This window comes from Pseudomonas sp. B707 (assembly GCF_022496685.1).
GTDB classification, from domain to species: Bacteria; Pseudomonadota; Gammaproteobacteria; order Pseudomonadales; family Pseudomonadaceae; genus Aquipseudomonas; species Aquipseudomonas paraglycinae.
This window is the reverse complement of record NZ_WTVE01000004.1, coordinates 103937-128194: the sequence shown is the minus strand read 5'-3', so window position 1 is coordinate 128194 and position 24258 is coordinate 103937. Positions and strand designations below refer to the sequence as shown.

Here is a 24258-nt window from a genome sequence, read left to right as displayed (position 1 = left end):
AACGGCTCAGCGCGCCCGATGCGCGAGGCCGAAGGTGAACATCAGGGCCAGCACCAGCACCAGTCCCTTGACGAAATCCTGCGCGTAATACGGCGCGTTGAGCATGGTCAGGCCGTTGAGCAGCGAAGCCACCAGCAACGCGCCGACCAGCGTGCCGAACGCGTTGGGCTTCTTCGCCCCGAGCACCGCAAAACCGATCAGCGCCGCGCCCAGCGCATCGAGCACCAGCCCGTTGCCGGAGCTGACATCCCCGCGCCCCAACCGCGCCGCCAACAACAACCCGCCCAGCGATGCCAACAGCGCCGAGAGCACGTAAGCCAGCAACTTGAAGCGCTGCACCGGCGCACCGGCCAGACGCGCCGCCTGCTCGTTGCCGCCAATCGCATAGAACAACCGGCCGATGCGCGTGCGTTCGAGAAACAGCCACACCGCCACCGCGACCACCGCCGTGATCAACACCGGAACCGGTACGACGTCCCAAAGCCGTCCTCGGCCCAACGCCAGAAACACCGCACTGAACGAGCCTTCTGCTTCGTCGCCATTGGGCAGGGTCATGCCCACCGCAATCGAGCGCCCGCCCGTGGGAATCAGTTGCACGCCGATCACCAGGAACATGCTGCCGAGCGTGGCGAGAATGTCCGGCACGCGCATCTTCACGATCAGCCAGCCGTTGAGCAGCCCGACCAGTGCGCCACCCGCCAGGCTGATCAGCACCGCCGGCACCGCGCCCCAACCGAGCACCACCATCACGTAACTGGCGATCATCAGGCTCATGGCCGCCACCGCGCCGATGGACAGATCCAGCCCGCCCACGGCCATGGTCAGCGTCACGCCCAACGCCAGCAGCGCGACAATCGACACTGACTGCAGAATGCTGAACAGATTGCCGACCCGCAGAAACGCCGGTTCCGCGACACTGAAAAACACCACGATCAACGCCAGCACCCACAGCAGGCCGTAGCGGATCAGCGCTTGCACGAAGCGCTCGGACGTGGCCGGGGCGGATGACAACAGGGAACTCGAATCAGGCACTCGCTCTACTCCTTGGCGCGGCGTGAACAATAGAATTTTGCGGATCGCTGCCGGCCAGCGCAGCGACCAGGGTGGCGCGATCCAGCCCGGCACGCGGGTACTCGGCCACCACCGAGTGATCGCGCACCAGAAGGATCCGGTCGGCGATCTCCAGCGCTTCATCGACGTCCGAGCAGATCACCAGCGTGGCGCGACCAGCAGCGCTGTCGCGCAGCAACTGGCCGATCTCGCGTCGGGCACGCACGTCGACACCCTGAAATGGCTCGTCGAGGATCAGCACCCGGCCCTCGCCAAGCAGCCAGCGACCGAGCACGACTTTCTGCTGATTGCCGCCGGACAACGCGCTCATCGGCACATCGATGCCGGCGGTCTTGATCCCCAACGCCGAGACTTGCGCCTCGACCGCTGCAGCTTCGGCACGGTTGCGGATGAAACCGCCACGGGTGAATCGTTCGAGGAACGGCAAGGTCAGGGTTCGACGCAATGAAAAATCCGGCACCAACGATTGGCTGGCGCGATCCTCGGCGGCGAAGAACACACCACTCTGGATCGCCTGCCGTGGCGAGCCCGGCTGCCAGTCAGCGCCGTCCAGTTGCAATGAGCCGGACACCGGTTTGCGCAGCCCGAACAGCACTTCGGCGATCTCGCTTTTGCCGGCGCCAAGCAATCCGGTCAGCACCACCACTTCGTTTTCGTGCAAGGACAAATCAAAGGCACGGGTGCGCGGCAGGACTTTTATGTCGCGCAGTTTCAGCACTTCACGCCCCGCCGCTCGCGGAACGTAGACGTGAGCTTTCAGCGCCTGACCAAGCATCGCTTCCAACGCTTCGGGCAGTTGCTTGGCACTGAACTCACCCGCCAGTTGCCCGTCACGCAACACCACGGCGCGGTCGGCCACCCGTTGCAGATCGGACAGCCGATGGGAGATGTACAGAATCGCCACACCACGACTGCGCAAGGTGTCGATCAGCCCGAACAGGCGCTGCGCTTCGGCATCCGACAGGGCCGCCGTGGGCTCGTCGAGAATCAGCAATCTCGGTTGCAGGGCGAAGGCGCGGGCCAGCACCACCAGTTGCCGCTCGGCCTGGCCGAGGTGTTCGATCGGTTGCTCCAGCGGCAGCACCAGACCGAGCCCGGCGGCGATACTCGCGGCGCGCTCCAGCAGACGTTTGCGATTGAGCCAGAAGTCGGCGTCGGGGCGGCACAGTTCATCGAGCAACAGGTTTTCCGCCACGCTCAATCCGGGCGCGATGCCCTCGTTGATCTGCTGATGAACCGCGACGATGCCGAAGCGGCGCGCCGACAGCGGCGAACTGAAATGCCGGGGCTGGCCATCGATCCGGATCTCGCCACCCTCATGGGGCTGGCTGCCGGCGAGGATCTTCACCAGCGTCGATTTGCCCGCACCGTTGGCGCCGAGCAGCGCCACCACTTCGGCGGGAAAAATATCCAGGTTGACCCGGTCCAGCGCCCGGTTCGAGCCAAAGGTCTTGCTCAGTTCACGTACACGAATCAGTGGTTCGGAGACCACGGCGACAGGCGCACCCATAAAATTCCTTAACGTCGATGAGCCAGCGAACGCACCAGTCGATCGCCCAGGCTTTGCACGCCCTGGACGAGGATGACCAACACCACGACGGTGGCGACCATCACTTCATTGTTGAACCGTTGATAGCCGTAGCGGATCGCCAGATCGCCCAGTCCGCCACCGCCGATGACCCCGGCCATGGAAGAAAAACCGATCAGCATCACCAGCGTCAGGGTGATGCCCGCCAGCAAGGCCGGCAGCGCTTCGGGCAACAACACTTTGAAAATCACGTGGCGGATGTCACCGCCCATGGCGAGGATCGCTTCGATCCGGCCCTTTTCGACTTCGTCCAAAGCGTTCTCGACGATCCGCGCAAAAAACGGAAAGGCGCCGATGGTAATCGGCACCACGGCGGCGGTGCTGCCCAGCGTGGTGCCGACCACCAGCCGGGTCAGCGGGATCAGGGCAATCAGCATCACCACGAACGGCAGCGAACGACCGAGGTTGATCACCGCGCCCAAGGCCTGATTGAGCCTCGGCAACGGGTACAGACCCTGACGGCGGCTGATGAACAGCAACACCCCCAGCGGCAAACCGATCAGTAACGTGAACAGCCCGGCGAGCAGCACCATGTACAGGGTTTCGCCAGTGGCGTTGAGCACCAGTTGCAGGATTTCATTCCAGTCGATCACGCGGTTCATGAGTGGGCCGCCCGTACGCCGTATTGCCGCAGAAAACTCAAACCGGGCGCGTCATGCCCCAGCGGCAAGCCGCAACTGGGGCGCAGTGAAGCACCGAGGGCGGACTGCGGATCGGCGAGCAATCGGGCCACCGGCCCCGCCTCCACCAGTTTTCCATTGGCCATGGACGCGGCGTGATCGCAGATCGACTTGACCACGTCCAGCTCGTGGGTGATCAGCACGATGGTCAAACCGAGCTGGCGGTTGATGTCGCGCAACAGCTCCAGAATCGACGCGGTGGTTTCCGGGTCGAGGGCGCTGGTGGCTTCGTCCGAAAGCAGATACGCCGGGCGCGCCGCCAAGGCCCGAGCGATGCCCACCCGCTGCTTCTGCCCGCCGGACAGTTGCGATGGAAAGGCTTCGGCCTTGTCGCCCAGGCCCACCAGATCCAGCAGCTCGCGAACCCGCTCATGACGCTGTGGCTTGGTAACCTTGGCGATTTCCAGCGGCACCGCGACGTTGTCGAACACGTTGCGCGAATGCAGCAGGTTGAAGCCCTGAAAGATCATGCCGATGCGCTGACGCTGGCGGCGCAACTCACGGTCGGATAGCGCCGTGAGGTCTTCGCCGTCCAGCAGAATCCGCCCGGCATCCGGGCGTTCGAGCAGATTGAGGCAACGCAGCAGCGTCGATTTACCCGCGCCGCTGCGCCCGAGAATCCCGTAGATCGCGCCATCGGGAATGCTCAGCGACACCTGATCCAGCGCCGGGGTCGACGCTGACGGATAGGTCTTGCTCAACTGCTCGACGACGATCATGGCTTGGCATCCGCCACCGGGATCACCGAGCCCTTGAAGTTCTCGGCGATATATTTGGCGACTTGCGGCGAGGTCAGGTCCTTAGCCAATTGCTGGATGCGCGGATCGTTTTCCAGTTTCGGCGTGGTCACCAGAATGTTGGCGTAGGGGTTGTGCTCGGCCTTCTCCAGCCCCAGCGCATCCTTGGCCGGCACCAGCCCGGCTTCCAGCGCGTAGTTGCCGTTGATTACCGCCAGGTCCACGTCATCCAGCGCACGGGGCAGTTGCGGCGATTCGATTTCGAGGATCTTCAGGTGTTTAGGGTTTTCGGCGATGTCCTTGGGCGTCGCCTGATCGGCCGCCGGGTCATTGAAGCCGGCTTTGAGCTTGATCAGGCCGTTGTCCTGCAACAGGTACAGCGCACGGCTCAGGTTGGTGACGTTGTTCGGCACGGCGACCGTGCCTTTGTCCGGCACCTGGGCGAAGGTTTTGTGGCGATGGGAATAAATCCCCAGCGGTTCGATGTGCACCGTGGCCGCCACTGCGAGTTTTTCGCCGAGGGCTTTTTCCTGGGATTGCAGGTACGGCAGATGCTGAAAGTAGTTGGCGTCCACATCGCCGTGCACCAGCAGCTCGTTGGAGTTCACGCCCTGCGGGATTTCGATCACCTTGAGGTTGAGCTGCGGATCGAGCTTCTGGATGTACGCCAGAATCTGCGCATGGGGCACCGGGTCGGCGGCAACGCGCAATGGTTCCAGCGCTCGAGCACTGAACGAAGTCACCAGCGCGCCGAGGACGGCCAGGGTCAAACCTGCTTTTTTCAACATGGGAAGAGTCCTTAAGCGAGTGATGGATCAGGCGTTGGCGGTCTTGCGAAGCGGTGTCTGGGTATTCGACGCATCGGCGTAGAAGCGCTGCGCGACATCGGGATGGGAGCGCAGTCGGCCCTTCAGATAATTCCAGCCGACATCGCGAAACAGCGGGTTGAGCGGATCGCTGGCCGGGCCGCGAGCCTCACGCAGCAACGCCGTCGGCAAGGGATAAAGCGGCATCACTGCATCCAGTTGCGCGCCGAGGAAAAACGCGATGGACAAGCGCTCGCTGCCCACCGGTGGCGACACCACCCGATGCACCGTGGCACGCAGATAACCGTTGGTGGCCAGCTCCAGCAACTCGCCGATGTTTACCACCAAGGTATTGTCCCGAGGCAGCGCATCGATCCAGCGCCCCTCTTCGATCTCCACTTGCAGACCGGCCTGCCGGTCTTGCAGCAGGAAGCTGAGAAAACCCGAATCCTTGTGCGCGCCGACGCCCTGATTGCTCGCCGTCGAGGCTTGCCCCGGATAGCGCATCAGCTTGATGTGTTCGTTGGGTTTGTCGCCGTACAACCGGTCAAAAGCGTCTTCCGGCAAGGACAGCGCCTGAGCGAATGCGCGCAGCAGACGCAGCGACATTTGGGTCATCGCCTGCTGCCAGTCGAGCAGCAGCGGCTTGAGTTGCGGCAACGCTTCGGGCCATTGATTCGGCCCTTGCAGCCGCGCCCACAACGGACTGTCGGCGTTCAATGGCAAGACGTCGCGCTCGGCGCCCAGATCGAATTGCTCACGTTGATCGGGCTGGCCTCGAGTGATCTCGGACGCGGCGCGGTTATAACCGCGAAAGTGCGGCGAATTGATCATGCCGACGGCGGTTTTCTCGCTGTCAGGCAAGGCGAAGAACTGGCGCGCGTAGTCCTGCACTTGCTCAAGCAGGTTGGCGTCGATGCCATGGCCGGTCAGGTAGAAAAAACCCACATCGCGGGCGGCATGGCGCAAGTCATCAAGAAATGCCTGGCGTTGCGACGGCGTACCGTCGAACTGGGACAGGTCGAGGATGGGTAATGCGGTGATGTCTGAGGTGTGCGGCATGATTCACTCCCGTGTGAATCAAACCTGAAGAGTCCGTGATCGATTCAGCGTGTGCCGTCATGGCAATCGGGAGGTCTATCGGTTTGATGCTTTTGATTCGTCTATGAAACAAAACTAAACGATATTAAAAACACCGAACAAATATCTTTTTTGCATTAGCTTAGGTCTGTCTGGCTACAGGGCTCAGGTGACTACCGCGCCTTTCGGGCAGATGGCGTGGGTGGTGGAGTCGCCGAGGCGGATTGCATCTTTCATTACGTCACTCCATTGACCTGAAATTGGCCTTCTGTGATCGACTGGCGGATCAGCGAGCAAACTTTTCTTTTTTACTCAACCGGCTTGGTTATACGGCTGTGCATGCAAGGATCAACAATTCGTGGCCTTGTAGGCGGCCGAAAAAACCACCTGCGAACAGGTGGTTTTGATCCAGACGACAAACGCGCTCACTCAGAAGTTGGCTGCTGCTCCAGCAGGGCCGCCCGTCGAACTGCAAAGGTGCCGAAAGCTATTTTGTGACGGGTAAAAACTTCAGGCAGGCGAAACCGGTCTTGATACGCAATTGCTGGATAGGCTGGACACTTTCCTGATCGCCGACCTTTTTCACTACACCGATCCCACAGTGATACTGGTCGTACTTGAACACCGGAATAATGCCGGGCTTGGTCTCGCTCCAGAGGCCGGTCTTTATGGTGTAAACAGCACCTTCCTCTGGTGTGAAGGAAAAGGGAATCTGGCACTGAGTACTGCCGACTACATCGCGGTAAGTCAGCACCAGTTCTTTACCGACAGCGACTTTGGACTCGATGAAATCGCCGTTATAGGAAAGCGGTGTATAGCCGGCATAACAGCTTTTTTCGTTGAACGTCATCGCGTCCAGTGTCGTGCCACGATCATATTTAAGGCGAACGGTCGCAGAAGGCTCATCCGGGCGGGGAAACTCGTACTGTTTGCCCATGAGCAGTGACGCGCAGCCACTGAGCGCAAACGACCCGGCCAACAGTGCACACCAACCAAACTTGTATTTACCGACCATCAACCATTCCTTGAGACGTTTGAATAGGGAACTGCCTGCCCCTCAGAGCAAACTCCACGACACCCCGACATACATCGCCATGCCCTCACCCGGTGTGGAGCGTGCCGCGTCCAGGCCTTTATCGTCATAGCCCGGCGTAACGGTAGCGGCGTAGTGCTTGTCGGTCAGGTTGCGCATGTCCAGCCAGGTCTGCCAGTCGCCTTTCGGTGCGTTGTAGCCCAACGTGGCGCCGAAGGTGGCGTAAGGATCGGCGTAATAGCTGTTGGCGTAGTCCACTGCGGTTTTCGAGACCAGTTGCGTGTTGACCGCCGCGAAGAAACCCTGCGGGAAGTCGTAGCGCAGTTCGCCCTGGTAGTAATGCATCGGCAAGCCCGGCAGGCGGTTGTCGCCGAAGCGATCGTCGTCGCGGTAGTGGAAGTCGCTGAAGGTGTAGGCCTGACGCAGGCTCAACTTGCCGCCATCGCTCGCTGACCACAGGTTGCTGTTCAGGCTGGCTTCGACACCTTGGTGCACGGTCGGGCTGGCGTTGAGTTCGTAAGGCGTGGTGGCGTTGGCGTCCGGCAATACCGAGAGCAATTCGTGGCGCACCTGAGCGTAGTACCACGCCAGGCTCCATTCGCCGAGCGCGCTGTCGCCGCGGCCGCCGAGTTCCAGGGTGGTCGCGGTCTGGTTTTGCAGCTTGACCGGATCGCGCTGGGTGCCGGTGGCGGCGCCGTTGCCGGCCGGGAAGCGTACGTTGGAGCTGTAGATCAGCGACCACGGATGCGGCGCTTCGACCGAGCGGCTGAGGTTGCCGAACAGTTGCAGATCCGGCGTCACCTGATAGCGCAGACCCAGACGTGGCGCGTAATCCCAGTCGCCAAGGCTGGTCTTGCCGCCACCTTCCGGGTAGGTGACCGCGCTTTCGCGTCGGGTGTAGATCGCGGCGAGGCCGGTGGTCAGCCACAGGTCGTCGGCGATTTCCAGGTCGTTGCCCACATGCAGGACAGAATCCGAACCCTGATAAGTGAAGTTGCGCATGTGAGTGCCCGGCGCATAACCGGCGGTATTGCCGGTGGGAATCCGCACCCGTTCGCTGGCACCGTCGTTGGGCAGGTGTTTGGTCACTCGCAGGCCCACGGTGCTGTTGCTCTCCATCCCCCAGAGCGTGTCGCGGCGCTTGTAGTCGAACGTGCCGCTGACATCGGTGTAGGCGACCTTCAGGCGATTGGGGCCTTCGCGCAGGTCCATCGGGTAATCGTGATAGACCAGACCGGTCTGGATGCTCGAATCGTCATCGATGTAGTACGTGGTCTTGTTGCCGATGAAGGTGCTGCCGGGCTGATCGCGGCTGTCGTTGCGCGTCACGTAGGCCGGGTTGGCCGCGCGCGGATCGTGCTCGATGGAATGTTTGGTCACCCGGCCGGCGAGGTCGTTGTCGGTCTCGCGGTGACGGATGTAGAAGCGGGTTTCCAGATTCGGATTGAAGCGATAACCGAAGTTGGCGATCACGCCCTGGCTCTTGCTGGCGGTGTGATCCTGATAACCGTCGGAATGCGCGTCGGTCATCGACAGGTAGTAATCGAAATCGCCCAGCACCTGACCGGAGCTGACTTGTCGCTGGGCATAACCATGGCTGCCCATGACATAGCGCACATTCAGCAGTGGCGCGTTATACCCCGTGTGGCTGACGTAATCGACGGCGCCGCCGAGGGCCAGCGCACCGCGATCAAAACCGTTGGCGCCGCGCAGCACTTCAACATGGTCGAGCCACAGCGGCTCCAGCAGTTCATAAGGCGTGCCGCCGGGGCCGGTCAGCGGCAGGCCGTCGAGCATCGTGTACAGCCCCGAGGCGTGGGCGCCGGGAGCGCGGTTGATGCCCGAGCCACGGATCGAGATTTTCGTCCCTTCGTTGCCCGCCGACTGGGCATAGACGCCGGGCTGATACGCCAGCACGTCCTGATTGCTGGCGACCCGGCCCTGCAAAGGCTGGCGCATATCCACCACGTTGCTGCCACCCGGCACCTCGGCCAGACGAGCCTTCGCCTCTTCCACCGACGCATCTTCACCGCTCTGATCCTCGGCCCCGATCAGCACTTGCCCCAGTTCCAGCCCCTGGGATTGCGCCTTGAGCGGACAGACAAGGGCCAGTCCCAGCAAGGCAGCGGGCAGGGTTTTGAGCGAAGGCATCGGGTGAACTCCAGACAGGCGGGAACGGACAGTGACAACTGCGACGCAGGAAAGAACGAAGGAAACACATGGCGATTTTGTTTTTTGTCAGGTAAACAGGCGGCTGAAATTCGGGACATTGATTTGAACAAGGGAGATGCAGGGATGGCCGAAGAAGTTCTGAAGTCGAAGATGGTCAACTTTCTGGTGACCGATGCTGAACTGAACTACGAAGATGTGGGCGAGTTCTACGAGGTCGTGGGGAACGGCAATGTCGGCGTACTCGCCGGGGTGCTCGAGGGATTCAGAAATCACTATGGCGGATTGTGGGTGGGCGGCAGAGTCACCGTCACCGAAAACGCCGTTTTCTTGAATGCCAATGCCATGAACCGCATGGTTCAGGACGGGACACTGGATGTCGAGATACCAATGCCGGCGATCCGCAAGGTCACCGTCGAAGGCGGTTTCGTGACGAAGATCGTCCGGCTCGATACCGATGCGTACAGTGTCAAATTCCGTTGCTATGGTGCCAAGGACATTGCCTCACTGATCGCCAAACAGGCCCTTTCGCAATCATTGAGACGCTCGCGGTAGTTTTGTCGCAAGACAACAGCGCCACCGGTCGTTGAGGTGGCGCCTGGATCACCCCGTCAATTCTTGCACTTGGCCAACACCACCTGGCAGGTGTCCGGCGTTCCTCCGGAGCGCCCGGCGTAACGCATGCAGTTGGCCATGGATTTTTGCCGGGCCATGTTCAGGCTGGAGCCCCAGGCCAGACCGCCCTCCCCAACCGTCGGCAAGGCCTTGGCGTAACAGCTGTCGCCAACGCCTGATGGCGGGTAATGCGTTCTGTTTGAGCATCCCGAAGCCAGCATCACGCTGAAGGCGATCAAGAGCCACGACGAGCAGTGAAGCGCGACTGGTCTGCTCATCCCGTTTCACCCCTCGAAAGACAACCGTGATCCATGGAGTCTAGTCGCTACCGCCGGACATTCACTGGGTGGTCGCCTGCCGGTACTGACGCGGGGTGAACCCGGTCGATGCCTTGAACTGGCGAGTGAAAGCGCTGTGATCGGTGTAGCCGCATTGCAGTGCCACCTCGGTGATCGGCAGCTCGGTGTGAAGCAAGCGATGGGCATGTTCCAGCCGCACTTTCTGGATCATCTGCCTCGGCGTCAGGTGGAAGACCCGTTTGCAGTAGCGCTCCAGTTGCGCCACCGAGATACCGGCGATCCGGGTCAATTCGCCCAAGGTGACACGCCGATTGAAATGCGCGCGGATGTGTTCGTCGACCGCCGCCAGGCGCTGGAACGCTGGATGTTTTTCGCTGGCCGATTGCAGGTCCACCGAAATCCCCGCGAGGCCGATGATCTCGCCGTCACGGTTGTACAGCGGACGCTTGTGCGTCAGGCACCAGCCCGGTTCACGACTGCCGTACAGGTGCAGTTCCAGCTGATCTTCCAGCACGAAACCTTCTTCCAGCACCCGCCGATCCTGCTCGGTATAACCCGGCCCGAGTTGCGCCGGAAACACCTGCGCACTGGTTTTGCCGAGTAGCGGTTTCAGGTCTTTCAAGCCGCAGCGCTGCACCAGCGTGCGATTGGCCAGGACGTACCGCGCCTGCACATCCTTGATGAAGATCGCCGCGTTCGGAATCGCATCCAGCATCGGCAACAGCGGTGCAACGCCGCCCAGCAGTGCATCGAGAGTATGCGGCCGATGGCGCTCATCGCCCTGACAGAGGATCGCAAACGCGTTCTGCATGTGAAGGTCTTCCCCGGTGAGTGGATCGGCCTGAAAACAAGTCCGCCCTGAGGCGTGCGCGTGCAGATTGCAGCAACGTTTACGGCGTGTCGAGCGCCGCTGTCTTTCTTCGCAACTGTGCCGATTTCGTCATCCGCAGCTGCGCAAAACATCAATCGCCCGACGCCTGATGAGTTCACTGTTTAGCCGTTCCAGTGACTCACACCTGCCTATCCAATAACTCACAAGAAGGCGATGCCATGTCAGGCCAAGGCAAGTTCAAAAAACAACTTTCATTGATCGACCTCACCTTTATCGGGCTGGGGGCGATCTTCGGTTCCGGCTGGTTGTTCGCGGCCAGTCACGTGTCGGCGATTGCCGGGCCGGCGGGGATTTTTTCCTGGTTGCTGGGCGGGTTCGCCGTGTTGCTGCTGGGCATCGTCTACTGCGAACTGGGCGCGGCATTGCCAAGGGCCGGCGGCGTGGTGCGTTACCCGGTTTACAGCCACGGGCCGCTGCTCGGTTACCTGATGGGTTTCATCACTCTGATCGCGTTTTCCAGTCTGGTGGCGATCGAGGTGGTTGCCTCTCGCCAATACGCAGCGGCATGGTTTCCGAGCCTGACCAAGGCCGGCAGCGGTGATCCGACCCTGCTCGGCTGGCTGGTGCAGTTCGGCCTGCTCTGTGTGTTCTTCCTGCTCAACTACCGCAGCGTGAAGACCTTCGCCAAGGCCAATAATCTGGTCAGCGTTTTCAAGTTCATCGTGCCGCTGCTGGTGATCGGCGTGCTGTTAACCTTCTTCAAACCGGAAAACTTCCAGGTTCAAGGCTTCGCGCCTTTCGGACTCTCGGGCATCGAGATGGCCGTCTCCGCCGGCGGCGTGATCTTCGCCTACCTCGGCCTGACCCCGATCATTTCGGTGGCCAGCGAAGTGAAAAATCCCCAGCGCACCATTCCGATTGCGCTGATCCTGTCGGTGCTGCTGTCCACCGCGATTTACGTGTTGCTGCAAACGGCTTTCCTCGGCGGCATCCCGACCGAATTGCTCGCCAATGGCTGGGCCGGGGTTTCCAAGGAATTCGCCCTGCCGTATCGCGACATCGCCCTGGCGCTGGGCGTGGGCTGGCTGGCGTATCTGGTGGTGGCGGACGCGGTGATCTCGCCCAGCGGCTGCGGCAACATCTACATGAACGCCACGCCTCGGGTGATCTACGGCTGGGCGCAGACCGGCACGTTTTTCAAGGTCTTCACCCACATCGACGCGAAGTCCGGCATTCCGCGTCCGGCGCTGTGGCTGACCTTCGCCCTGTCGGTGTTCTGGACCCTGCCGTTCCCGTCGTGGGAAGCGCTGATCAACGTGGTGTCCGCCGCATTGGTGCTGAGTTACGCAGTGGCTCCAGTGACCGTCGCCGCGCTGCGTCGCAATGCCCCCGACATGCCGCGCCCGTTCCGGGTCAAGTGCATGGGCGTGCTGGGGCCGGTGTCGTTCATCATCGCTGCGCTGATCGTTTACTGGTCGGGCTGGAACACCGTGTCCTGGCTGCTCGGCCTGCAAATCCTGATGTTCGTCGTCTACCTGCTCTGCGGCCGTTTCGTGCCGACCGCCCACCTCAGCCTGTCCCGCCAAGTGCGCTCGTCGGCGTGGCTGATCGCCTTCTACGCGGTGACCATCGTCCTGTCGAAACTCGGCACCTTCGGCGGTCTGGGCATCCTCACCCATCCGTTCGACACCCTGGTCGTCGCAGTCTGTGCGATGGGCATTTATTACTGGGGCGCCGCTACTGGCGTACCGGCGCATCTGCTGCGCCTGGAATCGGAAGAGGATGAAAGCGAAGTCGCTTCGCCGTCCCCTGCCTCCGCCGCCAACCCGCGCGCTGCCGGCGCTTACTGAAATCACTCAACGGGACCTGTCCATGAAACGAGTACACGTCATTGATTCCCACACCGGCGGCGAACCCACGCGTCTGGTGATGAAAGGTTTTCCAGATCTTCCGGGCCGCACCATGGCCGAGAAGCGCGATGCCCTGCGCAACCAGCATGACCAGTGGCGCCGCGCCTGTCTGCTGGAACCGCGCGGCAACGATGTGCTGGTGGGCGCGCTGTATTGCGAGCCGGTGTCGCCGGACGCCACCTGCGGCGTGATCTTCTTCAACAACGCCGGTTACCTCGGCATGTGCGGCCACGGCACCATCGGCCTTGTCGCATCGCTGCAACACCTGGGGCTGATCGCGCCGGGCGTGCACAAGATAGACACGCCGGTCGGCCCGGTCAGCGCAACGCTGCATGAAGACGGCGCCGTGACGCTCGGCAATGTGCCGGCTTATCGATTCCGTAAACAGGTGGCGGTGGAAGTGCCGGGGTACGGCCGCTTCCTCGGTGACGTCGCCTACGGCGGCAACTGGTTTTTCCTGGTCTCCGAACACGGCCAGACGCTGACGATGGACAACGTCGAAACCCTGACCGACCTCACCTGGAAAATGCTCAGGGCCCTCGAAGACCAAGGCATCCATGGCGAGGACGGCGCAATCATCGACCACATCGAACTGTTCGCCGATGACGCCGAGGCCGACAGCCGCAACTTCGTGATGTGCCCCGGCAAAGCCTACGACCGCTCCCCTTGCGGCACCGGCACCAGCGCCAAACTCGCTTGCCTGGCCGCCGACGAAAAACTCGCGCCGGGCGAGCGCTGGGTGCAGGCGAGCATCACCGGCAGCCAGTTCGAAGGCTGCTTCGAATGGGAAGGCGATCGCGTTCGCCCCTATATCACCGGCCGCGCCCACATGACCGCCGACAGCACGCTGCTGATCGACGAAACAGATCCGTTCGCGTGGGGCATCTGAGCCGCTGCGCTTTTTTTCAAACCCCTCTGAATGACCGTTCCAAGGAGAACAATAATGAGCGACAACATCTTCACTGGCTGCATGCCCGCCCTGATGACCCCGTGCACCGCCGCGCGCAAACCGGACTTCGACGCGCTGGTGGCCAAGGGTCGCGAGCTGATCGACATCGGCATGAGTGCGGTCGTGTACTGCGGTTCCATGGGCGACTGGCCGTTGCTCACCGAAGCCGAGCGTCAGGAAGGCGTGGCGCGGCTGGTGGCCGCCGGGATTCCGACCATCGTCGGCACTGGCGCGGTCAACACCCGTGAAGCGGTGTCCCACGCGGCCCATGCGGCGAAAGTCGGCGCGCAGGGCTTGATGGTGATCCCTCGGGTGCTGTCCCGTGGCGCTTCGGCGGCGGCGCAAAAAGCCCACTTCGCAGCGATTCTGCAAGCCGCGCCGAACCTGCCGGCGGTGATCTACAACAGCCCTTACTACGGCTTCGCCACCCGCGCCGACCTGTTCTTCGAACTGCGCCGTGAATACCCGAACCTGATCGGCTTCAAGGAATTCGGCGGTGGCGCCGATCTGCGCTACGCCGCTGAAAACATCACCTCCAAGGATGATGACGTGACCTTGATGGTGGGTGTCGACACCCAGGTCGTGCACGGCTTCGTCAACTGCAACGCCACCGGCGCCATCACCGGCATCGGCAACGCCCTGCCCAGCGAAGTGCTGCAACTGGTGGCCCTGAGCAAGCAAGCGGCCAAGGGTGACGCCAAGGCCCGACGTCAGGCCCGTGAGCTGGAATCGGCGCTGGCGGTGCTGTCGTCCTTCGACGAAGGCACGGATCTGGTGCTGTATTACAAACACCTGATGGTGCTCAACGGCGACAAGGAATACACCCTGCATTTCAACGAAACCGATGCCTTGAGCGACTCGCAACGCCGTTACGCGGAAGCCCAGTACACGCTGTTCCGTCACTGGTACGAAAACTGGTCGGCGGAACAGAACTTAGCCTGACCTGCCGCTGCGCTCAAGCCCGCCGCCCCCCACGGTGGCGGGCTCTATTCGTGACCTGTTTTATTGATAAGGAATGCGCCATGACTCTGACGGGCCAACTGCTGATCGGTCAGCAAACCCTCACCGGCGACCGCGACGTCATCCACGGAATCAACCCCGCTACAAACTCGCCTTTGCAACCGGCCTACGCCGGCGGTTCTGCCGAGCATGTCGAGCAGGCCTGCGCACTGGCCTGGGCGGCGCTCGACCGTTATCGCGAGACATCGCTTGAGGCACGGGCCGAATTCATTGAAACCATCGCGGGCGAAATCGAATCGCTCGGCGACGAACTGATCGACCGCGCCATGGCCGAAACCGGCCTGCCGCGCCCGCGCCTGTTGGGTGAACGGGGCCGCACCTGCCAGCAACTGCGTTTGTTTGCCCGCACCGTGCGGGCCGGTGAATGGCTGGATGTGCGAGTCGACAGCGCGCAACCGCAGCGCCAGCCGCTGCCGCGTTCGGATCTGCGTCAGCGGCAGATTCCACTGGGCCCGGTGGCGGTGTTTGGTGCAAGCAACTTTCCACTGGCGTTCTCGGTGGCGGGCGGCGATACCGCTTCAGCGCTGGTCGCCGGTTGCCCGGTGATCGTCAAGGCCCACGGCGCCCATCCCGGCACCAGCGAACTGGTTGGTCGCGCCGTAGCGCGGGCGGTCAAGGCCTGTGGTTTGCCGGAAGGTGTGTTCTCGTTGTTGTACGGCTCCGGCCGCGAGGTGGGGATCGCGCTGGTCAGCGATCCACGGATCAAGGCAGTTGGCTTCACCGGTTCGCGCAGTGGCGGGCTCGCGCTGATCAAAGCAGCTCAGGCACGGCCCGAGCCAATTCCGGTGTACGCGGAAATGAGTTCGATCAACCCGGTGTTGCTGTTTCCGGCAGCGTTGCAGAATCGCCCCGAAACATTGGCCCAGGGTTTTGTTGCTTCGCTGACCTTGGGCGCCGGTCAGTTCTGCACCAATCCCGGTCTGGTCATCGCCCACAAGGGGCCGGCGCTGGACGCCTTCATTGGCGCCACCACTGAATTCGTTCAACGCAGCCCCGCGCAGACCATGCTGACGCCGGGGATTTTCAATGCCTATGAGTCCAGCGTGAATGCTCTCGCGGAAAATACCCGGGCGCACATTGCCGCCGTCGGCCAGCGCGCGACGGAACCGAATCAGGGCCAGGCTCATGTGTTCGTCACCAACGCCGCCGATTTCCTTGCTGATCATTCGTTGCAGGCCGAAGCCTTCGGCGCCGCGTCCGTAATCGTGCAATGCGCCAGCGACGCTGAAATCCGTCAGGTGCTCGAGCAGCTGGAAGGCCAACTGACCGCCACGCTGCATCTCGATGACGAGGATCTGCAACAGGCCCGCGCATTGCTGCCAACCCTGGAGCGCAAGGCCGGACGCCTGCTGGTCAACGGCTGGCCGACCGGCGTTGAAGTCTGCGATGCGATGGTGCATGGCGGGCCGTTCCCGGCGACTTCCGATTCGCGCACCACCTCAGTGGGCACCGCGGCGATCCTGCGTTTCCTGCGTCCGGTCTGCTATCAGGATTTCCCCGACAGCCTGCTGCCGACCGCGCTCAAACACGCCAATCCACTGTCGCTGCGTCGCTTGCTCGATGGCCAAAGGGAAACCGCGAAAAATGCCGAATAACCCGCACGACATCGCCGTGGTCGGCGCCGGCATCATCGGCGTCGCGAGCGCCCTGCGCCTGGCCCGTCAGGGTTTGCGGGTGGTGGTGATCGATCCGCAGGAACCGGGGCACGGCGCCTCGTTCGGCAACGCCGGGCACCTGGCGACCGAGCAAGTATTTCCGATTGCCGACAGCTCGATCCTCAAACGCCTGCCCGCCATGCTCATGGACCCGATGGGGCCGCTGCGCCTGGACTGGAAATACCTGCCCCGCGCCTTGCCCTGGTTTGCGCGGCTTTTGCTGAACCTGCGCTCGGCGCCGTTCCAGCGTACCGTCGCCGGGTTGAGGGCGCTGAATGAAAGCTCGCTCGACGCCTGGCAGCGCTTGCTCAATGACATCCAGCGTCCCGACCTGCTGAAGATGGAAGGTTCGCTGCTGGTGTTCGAACGCCCCGACTCGCGTCCGGCCCTCGAAGCATTACAGCGACGCATGCAACAGCAGCAGGTGCCGGTCGATTGGTGGCAGGCCGGTGCGGTACGCGAGACCGCGCCGCAACTGAGCGAACAGATTCAAGGCGGACTGTTTTTCCCGAACACCGGGCACTTCATCGATCCCTACCGCGTCGTGCGTGAGTTGGTGGACGCGGCGAAAGCCAGCGGCGTGCAGTTTGTGAAACAGGCGGTTCAGGGCGGGCAACTGCATGAGCATGGCGTCAATCTGATGACCGGAACCGGCGCCCTGTCCGCTCGCCAGGTACTGATCGCCTGCGGCGCCCATTCGGCAAAACTCACCGCCGCACTGACCGGCAAAAACGTCCCGCTGGACACCGAGCGCGGCTATCACCTGATGCTGCCTCACGAACACAACCGACTGCCCTTTCCCGTCACCTCGCTGGAACGTAAATTCATCATGACCCCGATGTCCGAAGGGCTGCGCCTGGCCGGCACCGTCGAATTCGCCGGCCTCGAAGCCCCACCGACCATGGCCCGCGCCTGGCAGTTGCATCGGTTGAGCAAAGGGTTGTTTCGTGAGGATCTGAACACCGAGGCAGCCACACCGTGGATGGGGTTTCGGCCGTCGCTGCCTGACTCGTTGCCGTTGATCGATCGGGTGTGTGACGGGAAGGTGTTGCTTGCGTTCGGGCATCAGCATCTGGGGCTGACGCAGGCGGCGGTGACGGCGGAGATGGTTGGGGGGATGGTTTCGCCGTCGGCGCAGAACACAGCTCGTGTTCTTCCTTCGAGCGAGCCCTATCGGCTGGATCGCTTTTGAGTGGCCGTCTATCTGGCGCCCTGCTGATATTCACGGGGCGTACACCCGAACTCTCGACGGAACACCGTGTGCAGGTACTGTGCGGATTTGAAACCGCACGTGCGGGCAACGTCCGCAATCGCCGTGTCGGTTTTTTCCAGTCCGCGAGTGGCCGCCGCCAGTTTGAAACGCAGAATCTCGTCATGCACGCTGCAACCACGCACCGCGCGAAAGTGCGACTCCAGCGAGGAACGCGACACGCCGACATAAGCCGCCACCTGCGCGGTCTTGATGCCCTGGCAGGCATATTGGCGAATGAACAGCAGCGCCTGCATGACGTAGGGGTTGCCCAATGGCTGATGCAAGCTCGACACCTGCACGTTGATCGCTTCAGGCGGGATCAGGAAATGCTCGCCCGTTGACGGCTTGCCGTGGAGCATCTGGTGCAGCAGTTGCGCGGCGGTGCGGCCCATGGTTTCGGTGCCCTGGATCACTGAACTCAGGGGGACCCGGGTCAGGCTGCGGGTCAACGGGTCATTGTCGATGCCGATCAGCGCCACCTGCTCCGGCACGGCGATGCCGGCGGTCAGGCAGGCTTGCAGCAACTGCCGGGCGCGGGCATCACTGACTGCAATGATGCCAATCGGCTTTGGCAGGCTTTGCAGCCAGGCGATCAGTTGTTCGACGGCGCTGTCCCACAGCGGCGCGCTGGTCCCCATGCCGCGATAGACCTCGGCGTGCAAGCCGTCCCGCTGCATCAATTTTAGAAAAGCCTTTTCGCGCTCCTGGGCCCATCGGTTCGTCTGCGCTTCGGGCAGGCTGAAGCAGGCGAACCGTTGCAGCCCGGCCTCGATCAAGTGCTCGTAAGCCATGGTGATCAGCGCGTTATTGTCGGTCGCGACGTACGGGATGCCTTTGGGATAGGCGCGCTCATCCTGGTAAGAACCACCCACCGCCACCACGGGCAACTTGATGTCGGCCAGCGCCTCGCCAATCAGCGGGTCGTCAAAGTCGGCAATGATTCCGTCACCTTGCCAGCGCTCGATGCCCTTCAAGCGGCAGAGAAAATCCTCCTCCAGAAACAGATCCCAAGACGCGCGCGTGCTGCTCAGGTAGTTGCCGATGCCGCTGATGATGCCGCGGTCATAGATCTTGCTCCCGTTGAACAACAGGGCGATGCGGTGAACAGGCGGTACGGTTTTCATTGTTTTCAGGCTTGTTCCGGGCCCCTTGCCGTAGAGGCGGTCTGCACAGACTAGGCGCGCAGAGGGCGAATCTCAATACGCAAAATCGCACTCCGTGTTGGTGATTTTCGTAATCGGCAGGCACAGGGCCGTTGCTAGTATCGGGACACGCCCAAGAACAACAACCAAGAACAACAAGGACATTGCCAATGCCGTACTTCCCCGATGTCGACCGGATTCGCTACGAAGGTCCTGCCAGCGATTCTCCCCTTGCCTTCCGTCACTACGACGCCGACAAGATCATCCTCGGCAAGCCGATGCGCGAACACCTGCGCATGGCCGCCTGTTATTGGCACACCTTTGTCTGGCCGGGCTCCGACGTGTTCGGCGCAGGGACGTTCAAGCGCCCATGGCAACACGCCGGCGACCCGATGGAACTGGCCATTGGCAAGGCGCAGGCCGCGTTCGAGTTTTTCTCCAAGCTGGGTATCGACTACTACTGCTTTCACGACACGGATGTCGCCCCCGAAGGCCACTCGCTGAAGGAGTACCGCAACCACTTCGCCCAAATGGTCGATCACCTGGAACGCCATCAGGAAGAAAGCGGAATCAAGCTGCTGTGGGGCACCGCCAACTGCTTCAGCAATCCGCGCTTTGCCGCCGGCGCCGCCAGCAACCCGGATCCTGAAGTGTTCGCCTGCGCCGCCGCCCAGGTCTTCAGCGCCATGAACGCGACTCAACGCCTCAAGGGCTCCAACTATGTGTTGTGGGGCGGTCGCGAAGGTTACGAAACCCTGCTCAACACCGACTTGAAACGCGAGCGCGAACAACTGGGTCGCTTCATGCGCATGGTGGTCGAGCACAAGTACAAGATCGGCTTCAAAGGTGATCTGCTGATCGAGCCCAAACCGCAGGAGCCGACCAAGCACCAGTACGATTACGACAGCGCCACGGTGTTCGGTTTTCTCCAGCAGTTCGGTCTGGAAAAGGAAATCAAGGTCAACATCGAGGCGAACCACGCGACCCTGGCCGGTCATAGTTTTCATCACGAAGTGGCGACGGCCGTCTCGCTGGGGATTTTCGGCAGCATCGACGCCAACCGCGGCGACCCGCAAAACGGCTGGGACACCGATCAATTCCCCAACAGCGTCGAGGAAATGACCCTCGTCACTTATGAAATCCTCAAGGCCGGCGGGTTCGGCAATGGCGGGTTCAACTTCGACTCCAAGGTGCGCCGCCAGAGCCTCGACGAGGTCGATCTTTTTCACGGTCACGTCGGTGCCATGGACGTCCTCGCCCTGTCGCTCGAGCGGGCCGCCGCCATGGTCCAGAACGATCAGCTTCAGCGGCTCAAGGACCAACGCTACGCCGGCTGGCAGCAGCCGTTCGGCCAGGCGGTTCTGGCAGGCGACTTCAATCTCCAGTCACTGGCCGAGCACGCCTTCGCCAACGAACTGAACCCGCAGGCCGTCAGCGGCCGGCAGGAAATGCTCGAAAACGTCGTCAACCGTTTCATCTATCGCTGATCGCCAAAGGGGACTGCGGGCGCTGTGACATTTGCGCGACAAATCTGTAGTCCGTTGCGTCAGCTGATTCTCTACAGTTCCATCAGCCCGATATTCATCGTCAGGCCGTGTCTTTCAAACAAAAATAAAAGGACGCACCACCATGAAGAATGTAAAACGCACGCTGCTGGCCAGCGCCCTGGCCCTGTTGTCGCTGCCGGTGATGGCCGACGCGGCCCATCCGAAAATCGGTTTCTCCATTGATGACCTGCGGCTGGAACGCTGGTCCCGTGACCGGGATTACTTCGTTGCGGCAGCAGAGAAAATGGACGCCAAGGTCTTCGTGCAGTCGGCCGATGCCAACGAGCAAAAGCAAATTTCGCAAATCGAAAACCTCATTTCCCGCGGCGTCGATGTCATCGTCATCGTGCCGTTCAACGCTACCGTGCTGACCAATGCGGTGGCCGAAGCGAAGAAGGCCGGGATCAAGGTCGTGTCCTATGACCGTCTGATACTCAACGCCGATATCGACGCCTACATCTCCTTCGATAACGAAAAGGTCGGCGAAATGCAGGCCAGCGGCGTGCTGCACGCAGCGCCCAAGGGCAATTACTTCCTGCTGGGCGGTGCGCCCACCGACAACAACGCGAAAGTCCTGCGCGAAGGTCAGATGAAAGTGCTGCAACCGGCCATCGACAAGGGCGATATCAAGATCGTCGGCCAGCAATGGGTGAAGGAATGGAACCCGACCGAGGCGCTGAGCATTGTTGAAAACGCCTTGACCCGCAACGACAACAAAATCGACGGCATCGTCGCCTCCAACGACGCCACGGCCGGTGGCGCCATTCAGGCCCTGGCCGCTCAGCAACTGGCCGGCAAGGTGCCGATCTCCGGACAGGACGCGGACCTGGCAGCGGTCAAGCGGGTGATCTCCGGCACTCAAACCATGACCGTTTACAAACCGCTGAAACTGATTGCCTCCGAAGCCGCCAGACTCTCGGTGCAACTGGCGCGCAACGAGAAGCCCGCCTACAGCTCGCAGTACGACAACGGCAGCAAAAAAGTCGACACCATCTTGCTCACCCCGACTCCGTTGACCAAGGACAACATCGACCTGCTGGAACAGGACGGCTTCTATACCAAGGCGCAGCTCGCCGGAAAGTGACACTCAGTGAGTGATGCCCCCGCAGGCGTTTTGCGCCTGCGGGATCAGTCCAGTATCTGTCGCTTATGAGTCTCTGCCATGTCCGACTTTCTGCTGCAAATGAACGGCATCGTCAAAACCTTCGGCGGTGTCAAAGCGCTCAACGGCATCGACCTCAAGGTCCGGCCGGGCGAGTGCGTCGGGCTGTGCGGCGAGAATGGCGCCGGCAAGTCGACGCTGATGAAAATCCTGTCTGCGGTCTATCCCCATGGCACCTGGGACGGTGAAATCCTCTGGGACGGTCAACCGCTCAAGGCGCAATCGATCAGCGAAACGGAAGCCGCTGGCATCGTCATCATTCATCAGGAGCTGACGCTGGTTCCCGACCTCTCGGTGGCCGAAAACATTTTCATGGGCCATGAGCTGACGCTGCCGGGTGGGCGGATGAATTACCCGGCGATGATCCACCGCGCCGAAGCCCTGATGCGTGAACTGAAAGTGCCGGACATGAACGTGTCGCTGCCGGTTTCGCAGTACGGCGGCGGTTATCAGCAACTGGTGGAAATCGCCAAGGCCCTGAACAAACAGGCGCGCCTGCTGATCCTCGACGAGCCTTCTTCCGCCCTGACCCGTTCGGAAATCGAGGTGTTGCTGGACATCATCCGCGACCTCAAGGCCAAGGGTGTCGCCTGCGTCTACATCTCCCACAAGCTCGATGAAGTGGCCGCAGTGTGTGACACCATTTCGGTCATCCGGGACGGTAAACACATCGCCACGACCGCCATGGAAAACATGGATATTCCACAGATCATCACCCAGATGGTCGGCCGGGAAATGAGCAGCCTCTACCCCACCGAACCCCACGACATCGGCGAGGTGATTTTCGAGGCGCGCCACATCACCTGCTACGACGTCGACAACCCCAAACGCAAACGGGTCGACGACGTTTCGTTCAGCCTCAAACGCGGGGAAATCCTCGGCATCGCCGGGCTGGTCGGTGCCGGCCGCACGGAGCTTGTGACCGCGCTGTTTGGCGCCTACCCCGGTCGCCACGAAGGCGAAGTCTGGCTGGACGGTCAGCCCATTGACACCCGCACGCCGCTCAAATCAATTCGCGCCGGCGTGTGCCTGGTGCCCGAAGACCGCAAGCGTCAGGGGATCATTCCCGACCTGGGTGTCGGCCAGAACATCACCCTGGCCGTGCTGGACAGTTTCTCGAAACTGACCCGCATCGACGCCGAAGCCGAACTGGGCAGCATCGATCGGGAAATTTCGCGCCTGCACCTGAAGACCGCGAGCCCGTTCCTGCCGATCACCAGCCTGTCCGGAGGCAATCAACAAAAAGCCGTGTTGGCGAAGATGCTGCTGACCAGGCCCCGGGTGCTGATCCTCGACGAGCCGACCCGAGGGGTGGATGTCGGCGCGAAGTACGAGATCTACAAGTTGATGGGGATGCTGGCCGCCGAAGGCGTGTCGATCATCATGGTGTCTTCGGAACTGGCCGAGGTGCTCGGCGTTTCCGACCGCGTACTGGTGATCGGCGAAGGCCGGTTGCAGGGCGATTTCATCAACCGCGAACTCACTCAGGAACAGGTGCTCGCCGCAGCACTCAGCCAGCCTGACAGCCATAACAATAAAGATCGGAAATCCGCGTAAATGAATCAGGTCAAACAACTTTTCACCCGCTACAAGATGCTCGCACTGGTGTTTGCCGTGGCGCTGATCTGGCTGTTCTTCAGCTGGCAGACCGAGGGCGGATTCCTGACACCGCGCAACCTCTCCAACCTGCTGCGCCAGATGTCCATCACCGGGATCCTCGCCTGCGGCATGGTGCTGGTCATCATCAGCGGCGAGATCGATCTGTCGGTCGGCTCATTGCTGGGCCTGCTCGGTGGCGTGGCAGCCATTCTCGACGTTGTCTATCACATACCGCTGCTGGCGAACCTGAGCCTTGTGGTGGTGTGCGGATTGCTGATCGGCCTCGCCAACGGTTACATGGCGGCGTACCTGCGCATTCCGTCATTTATCGTGGGGCTGGGCGGGATGCTGGCGTTCCGGGGGATTTTGCTGGGAATCACCGGAGGCACTACCATTGCGCCGGTGTCTCCGGAGCTTGTTTACATTGGCCAAGGTTATTTGCCACATGCAATCGGCGCCGGCCTGGGCGTCCTGCTGTTCGCACTGACGTTGTTCCTGACCTGGAAACAACGGCGCAATCGCGCCCTTCACGGCCTCGCGGCACACTCACTGGTGCGTGACGTGGCACGCGTGTTGTTGATCGGCGCGGTGCTGGCCGGGTTTGTCCAGACCCTCAACAGCTATGACGGCATTCCCGTGCCGGTCCTGCTTCTGTTGATTCTATTGGGCGGATTCAGCTACGTGACCAGCCAGACCGTGTTCGGCCGACGCGTCTATTCCGTGGGCAGCAACATGGAAGCGACGCGCCTGTCCGGTATCAATGTGCAGGCCGTGAAACTCTGGATTTTCGGGATCATGGGCGTGATGTGCGCCCTCGCCGGCGTGGTCAACACTGCGCGCCTGGCCGCCGGCTCCCCCTCGGCCGGCAGCATGGGCGAACTCGACGCCATCGCCGCCTGCTTCATCGGTGGCACCTCGATGCGCGGCGGTTCCGGCACGGTCTACGGCGCCCTCCTCGGCGCGTTGGTCATCACCAGCCTGGACAACGGCATGTCCATGCTCGACGTCGACAGTTACTGGCAGATGATCGTCAAGGGCAGCATTCTGGTGTTGGCGGTTTGGGTGGATGTGAGTACGCGGACCGGGCGGCGTTGAAATGAAGGCATCTCTGA

General features: G+C 61.8%; 21 protein-coding genes. 10 read left to right on the top strand and 11 right to left on the bottom strand.

The genetic code is table 11. The annotated features are described in order from the left end of the window. Window positions 1-6: 6 nt before the first annotated feature. From GQX66_RS00520 to GQX66_RS00485, 8 genes are all read right to left on the bottom strand, one after another. Window positions 7-1032 (bottom strand): ABC transporter permease, encoded by a 1026-nt coding sequence (locus GQX66_RS00520; protein WP_240865066.1) that lies wholly within the window; start codon window positions 1030-1032, stop codon window positions 7-9. Beyond that, on the bottom strand, window positions 1025-2581 hold the full coding sequence (locus GQX66_RS00515) for a sugar ABC transporter ATP-binding protein (RefSeq protein ID WP_240865064.1): 1557 nt from the start codon (window positions 2579-2581) through the stop codon (window positions 1025-1027). Before GQX66_RS00515 ends, GQX66_RS00520 begins: the two co-directional genes overlap by 8 nt. 8 nt (window positions 2582-2589) lie before the next feature. Next, window positions 2590-3261, bottom strand: coding sequence for a methionine ABC transporter permease (locus tag GQX66_RS00510; protein WP_074690781.1), 672 nt, complete (start codon window positions 3259-3261; stop codon window positions 2590-2592). Beyond that, complete coding sequence (locus tag GQX66_RS00505; protein WP_102717412.1) at window positions 3258-4058, bottom strand: ATP-binding cassette domain-containing protein; 801 nt, start codon at window positions 4056-4058, stop codon at window positions 3258-3260. The genes GQX66_RS00510 and GQX66_RS00505 overlap by 4 nt, the downstream gene beginning before the upstream one ends. Further along, entirely contained in the window at window positions 4055-4864 is an 810-nt protein-coding gene (locus tag GQX66_RS00500) for a MetQ/NlpA family ABC transporter substrate-binding protein (RefSeq protein WP_102717411.1), read from the bottom strand. Before GQX66_RS00500 ends, GQX66_RS00505 begins: the two co-directional genes overlap by 4 nt. Before the next feature lie 27 nt (window positions 4865-4891). Then, window positions 4892-5944, bottom strand: coding sequence for an isopenicillin N synthase family oxygenase (locus GQX66_RS00495; protein WP_240865056.1), 1053 nt, complete (start codon window positions 5942-5944; stop codon window positions 4892-4894). 505 nt (window positions 5945-6449) lie between these two features. Then, entirely contained in the window at window positions 6450-6977 is a 528-nt protein-coding gene (locus GQX66_RS00490) for a hypothetical protein (protein ID WP_236191220.1), read from the bottom strand. Window positions 6978-7019: 42 nt separating this feature from the next. Then, window positions 7020-9146 carry a TonB-dependent receptor gene (locus GQX66_RS00485; RefSeq protein ID WP_240865054.1) on the bottom strand — a complete coding sequence of 709 codons (2127 nt, stop codon included), beginning with the start codon at window positions 9144-9146 and terminating at the stop codon, window positions 7020-7022. Between the two features lie 144 nt (window positions 9147-9290). Here GQX66_RS00485 and GQX66_RS00480 point away from each other — a divergent pair, with 144 nt between their 5' ends. Beyond that, the gene (locus tag GQX66_RS00480; RefSeq protein WP_085747502.1) at window positions 9291-9719 is read left to right on the top strand and encodes a hypothetical protein; all 429 of its coding nucleotides are present in this window, start codon (window positions 9291-9293) and stop codon (window positions 9717-9719) included. Between the two features lie 56 nt (window positions 9720-9775). Here the strand turns inward: GQX66_RS00480 and GQX66_RS00475 are convergent, their stop codons facing one another. After that, window positions 9776-10057: a hypothetical protein gene (locus tag GQX66_RS00475; protein WP_085747503.1), complete on the bottom strand. Its 282-nt coding sequence runs from the start codon at window positions 10055-10057 to the stop codon at window positions 9776-9778. A gap of 61 nt (window positions 10058-10118) precedes the next feature. Beyond that, window positions 10119-10889, bottom strand: coding sequence for an AraC family transcriptional regulator (locus tag GQX66_RS00470; protein WP_085747504.1), 771 nt, complete (start codon window positions 10887-10889; stop codon window positions 10119-10121). A gap of 239 nt (window positions 10890-11128) precedes the next feature. On the opposite strand from GQX66_RS00470, the gene GQX66_RS00465 reads away from it, so the two are divergent. The 5 genes from GQX66_RS00465 to GQX66_RS00445 all read left to right on the top strand — a co-directional run bounded on the left by GQX66_RS00465 (window position 11129) and on the right by GQX66_RS00445 (window position 17636). Further along, window positions 11129-12760, top strand: coding sequence for an APC family permease (locus tag GQX66_RS00465; RefSeq protein ID WP_240865052.1), 1632 nt, complete (start codon window positions 11129-11131; stop codon window positions 12758-12760). Between the two features lie 22 nt (window positions 12761-12782). Then, window positions 12783-13709, top strand: a complete 927-nt coding sequence (locus GQX66_RS00460) for a 4-hydroxyproline epimerase (protein WP_240865050.1) — start codon at window positions 12783-12785, stop codon at window positions 13707-13709. Between the two features lie 54 nt (window positions 13710-13763). Next, window positions 13764-14711 carry a dihydrodipicolinate synthase family protein gene (locus GQX66_RS00455; RefSeq protein ID WP_240865049.1) on the top strand — a complete coding sequence of 316 codons (948 nt, stop codon included), beginning with the start codon at window positions 13764-13766 and terminating at the stop codon, window positions 14709-14711. Window positions 14712-14791: 80 nt separating this feature from the next. Then, window positions 14792-16384, top strand: a complete 1593-nt coding sequence (locus GQX66_RS00450; RefSeq protein WP_240865047.1) for an aldehyde dehydrogenase (NADP(+)) — start codon at window positions 14792-14794, stop codon at window positions 16382-16384. Beyond that, a complete protein-coding gene (locus GQX66_RS00445) occupies window positions 16374-17636 on the top strand; it encodes an FAD-dependent oxidoreductase (RefSeq protein ID WP_240865045.1) in 1263 nt (420 codons plus the stop codon). The genes GQX66_RS00450 and GQX66_RS00445 overlap by 11 nt, the downstream gene beginning before the upstream one ends. Window positions 17637-17644: 8 nt before the next feature. On the opposite strand, the gene GQX66_RS00440 is transcribed toward GQX66_RS00445, so the two are convergent. After that, window positions 17645-18820: a XylR family transcriptional regulator gene (locus GQX66_RS00440; protein ID WP_240865043.1), complete on the bottom strand. Its 1176-nt coding sequence runs from the start codon at window positions 18818-18820 to the stop codon at window positions 17645-17647. Between the two features lie 188 nt (window positions 18821-19008). Here GQX66_RS00440 and xylA point away from each other — a divergent pair, with 188 nt between their 5' ends. From xylA to GQX66_RS00420, 4 genes are all read left to right on the top strand, one after another. Then, window positions 19009-20325: a xylose isomerase gene (xylA, locus tag GQX66_RS00435; protein ID WP_129972644.1), complete on the top strand. Its 1317-nt coding sequence runs from the start codon at window positions 19009-19011 to the stop codon at window positions 20323-20325. A 142-nt stretch (window positions 20326-20467) separates the two neighbouring features. After that, on the top strand, window positions 20468-21469 hold the full coding sequence (xylF, locus tag GQX66_RS00430) for a D-xylose ABC transporter substrate-binding protein (RefSeq protein ID WP_085747510.1): 1002 nt from the start codon (window positions 20468-20470) through the stop codon (window positions 21467-21469). 78 nt (window positions 21470-21547) lie between these two features. Beyond that, complete coding sequence (gene xylG / locus GQX66_RS00425) at window positions 21548-23104, top strand: D-xylose ABC transporter ATP-binding protein (protein ID WP_102717402.1); 1557 nt, start codon at window positions 21548-21550, stop codon at window positions 23102-23104. Then, a complete protein-coding gene (locus GQX66_RS00420; RefSeq protein WP_007958133.1) occupies window positions 23105-24241 on the top strand; it encodes a sugar ABC transporter permease in 1137 nt (378 codons plus the stop codon). Window positions 24242-24258: the final 17 nt, after the last annotated feature.